General features: G+C 71.1%; 1 protein-coding gene and 1 pseudogene. Both read left to right on the plus strand.

Annotated elements, in window-relative coordinates; translation table 11 throughout:
• Positions 1–97 precede the first annotated feature (97 nt).
• Positions 98–2,626: a tetratricopeptide repeat protein gene (locus DBR34_RS07165; RefSeq protein WP_128096277.1), complete on the plus strand. Its 2,529-nt coding sequence runs from the start codon at positions 98–100 to the stop codon at positions 2,624–2,626.
• A 76-nt stretch (positions 2,627–2,702) separates the two neighbouring features.
• A pseudogene (locus DBR34_RS22280) lies at positions 2,703–2,846 on the plus strand (CDP-alcohol phosphatidyltransferase family protein); the annotation flags it as partial.

Below are 2,846 nucleotides of genomic sequence, written 5' to 3' on the forward strand. Positions count from 1 at the left end.
GCCCCCGGCTGCCGCATCCGGCACACCGGCCAGGCCCCGCAGGCTGGCGGCGCTGGGGTAGGCTGCGCGCTCTGCCAGGGATTTGCAGGTCCGGATCGTGTCGACAGCAACATGGAAGGGGCCGCTGCTGGCCAGCCTGGTGGCGTGGGCCGGGACCGGCACCGCCGTGCAGGCGCAGGAGACAACCCGCGGGGCGGCCGACGCGGCGGTGCAGGGCGTGGAGATCGCGGCAGTGCCGGTGGCGGTGGATGCCGCCCGCGGGGCCAGCGCACCGGCCGATGCCGAGGGGTCCAGCAGTGACGACCTCGAGCAGCGCGCCTACCAGGCCTACGAAGACGAGGATTGGCCCGAAGCCAGCCGGCTGATCGCGCAGGCCATCGCGCTGGCGCCCGACCAGGCCGGCCTGTACCGCCTGAAGGCCTACATCGCCGCAGCGACCGGCGACGACGCCGGGGTTCTGTCGGCGGCCGCGCAGGCGCTGCAGCGCGATCCCGGCGATGCCGAAAGCCTGCAGCTGCGTGGCAGTGCGCGGGCCAGGGCGGGCGATGCGCAGGGGGCGTTGGCCGACTATGCCGCAGCCTTGCAGGCGGGCTGGCATACCAGCGGCTTCTTCCGCAATTACCTGTACGTGCTCAACCAGCAGCAGGCCAACGCGCGCATGCTGGAGGTCTACGCGGCCTACGAGGACGCCTACCGCCGCGACCCGGAGGGGACCGGGCTGCACCCGGACATTCCCTTCCATGCCGCGCAGGCGTATCAGCACCTGGGCCAGCCGCGGCGCGCGCTGGCCCTGCTGGACCAGGCCATCGCGCAATCACCGCAGGTGGCCGGCTATTACGGCAACCGCGCGCTGGCCCAGCACGCGCTGGGTCGCTCCAGCCAGTCGCTGGCCGACGATGCCCGGGCCATGCAGCTGGACCCCACCGAGCCGCTGTATCCGTACAACCGCGGCGTGACCCGGTTGGACATGGGCGACGCGGCCGGGGCGCTGCAGGACTTCAAGGCCGCCGTCGCGCTGGGCAAGGACGACGCCGACACCTGGCTCAACATCGGTGTGGTCCAGGAACGGCTGGGCCACACGCGCGAGGCGCTGGCCGCCTACGACCGGGCGCTGGCCAAGGCACCGGGCAATGCGAAGGCGCTGACCAACCGCCTGTCGCTGCTGGGCAAGGCGGGCAAGGGCGATGCCGCGGCGGTAGCCGCGCAGGCGGCCAGCCTGCCCACCGAAAACCAGGCGCAGCTGCTGTTCAACCAGGGCCAGGCGCAGACCCGGGCAGGGCAGTGGCAGGCCGCTGCGGATCTGTTCGCGCAGGCGGTGCGGCTGGATCCCGGCCTGGACACCGCCTGGCTCAACCTGGGCGTGGCGCAGGCCCGGCTGGGTCAGCACCAGCGGGCACTGGACACCTTCAACGACTACATCCAGCGCGCCCCGCTCAAGACCCTGGGCCTGCTCAACCGCGCCAACGTGCTCCACGAACTGGGTGACGACGGCGCGGCCGAGCAGGACCTGCTGCGCGCCGCGCAACTGGAGCCGGGCAACCTCGACATCCAGCAGCGCCTGGCCAGCCACTACAGCCGCACCGGGCAGACCGACAAGGCGCGGCGCTACTACGCCCAGCTGGTGAAGCTGCCCGGCAACCTGTCGCCCGACGCCTTCATCAACTACGCGGCGATGCTGCTGCAGCTGGGCGATAGCCGCGAGGCGGCGGTGGTGGCTGCCAACGGCGTGGCCCGTTTTCCCGACGACTACGGCCTGCGCGTGAACCTGGGCAATGCGTTGGGCGACAGCGGCCAGCACCCGCAGGCGGTGGAGGCCTACCGCGCGGCGATGCGGTTGCAACCCGCGCGCCTGGATGCGCACTACAACCTGGGCAACCTGTACCTGCAGCAGCTCAAGCAGCCGCGCAAGGCCGTGCAGGAATACCGCACCGCGTTGAAGCTGCAGGGCGATCCTGCGTTGGACGCGTCCGGCCAGCGCGAACAGCGCATGGACATCCACCTCAACCTGGCCAGCGCACTGGCCGACACCGGCGACACGGACGCCGCGCGCGGCGGACTGCAGGCCGCCATCGATGACGCGCCGGACGACTACCGGCCGTGGTTCAACCGCGCCGCGATGGCCCTGTCGGCCGGCAACCCGGCGGCGGCCACGCCCGACTTCGAGGCGGCGTGGCTGCGCCTGGATGCACTGCAACGCGCGCAGGCGCAGCCTGACCCGGCGCTGCAGGAACATGCCGGTTACGTGTTGTTCCACCTGGGCCGCACCGGCGAGGCGGCCATCCGCATGCAGCAGGTGCTGCAGGCGCAGCCGGACAACATCGATGCGCAGCGCAACTATGGCTACATGCTGCTGGACCTGGGCCGGCCGCAGGATGCGAAACAGTTGTTCGACCAGGCCTTCACCCGCGAGCCGGACGAGGTGGACGGCTGGCTGGGCATGCTGGCCTGCGCCATGCTCGACAGCGACCCGGCGCAGCTGGGCCGGCTGAAGCGCCAGTTCGACCAGCGCTTCGACAGACGCTACGTGCTCACCGCCGGGCTGCCGGCGCAGTTGATGCGCAGCGAAGGCTACTGGTACTCCGACCGCTTTCTGCAGCTATGGCGGCAGCTGCTGGTGGCCGAGTGAGTCGATCGCGTCGGCAGGCGTTTCCCAGCATCGGCGTGGACAGGTAGATTAGCGAACGTCAGGAGGACGGTACGGCATGTCGATCTATGCATTGAAGGGGCGCTTCCAGGATCTGCTGCGCCCGGGCGTACGCGGTCTTTACCGCGCAGGCATCACCGCCAATACGGTCACGGTGCTGGCCGCCGTGGTGTCGTTGCTGGTGGCCGCCGCCGTGTGGCGG

It is taken from the genome of Stenotrophomonas sp. HMWF003 (genome assembly GCF_003061285.1).
Lineage (GTDB): Bacteria > Pseudomonadota > Gammaproteobacteria > Xanthomonadales > Xanthomonadaceae > Stenotrophomonas > Stenotrophomonas maltophilia_AP.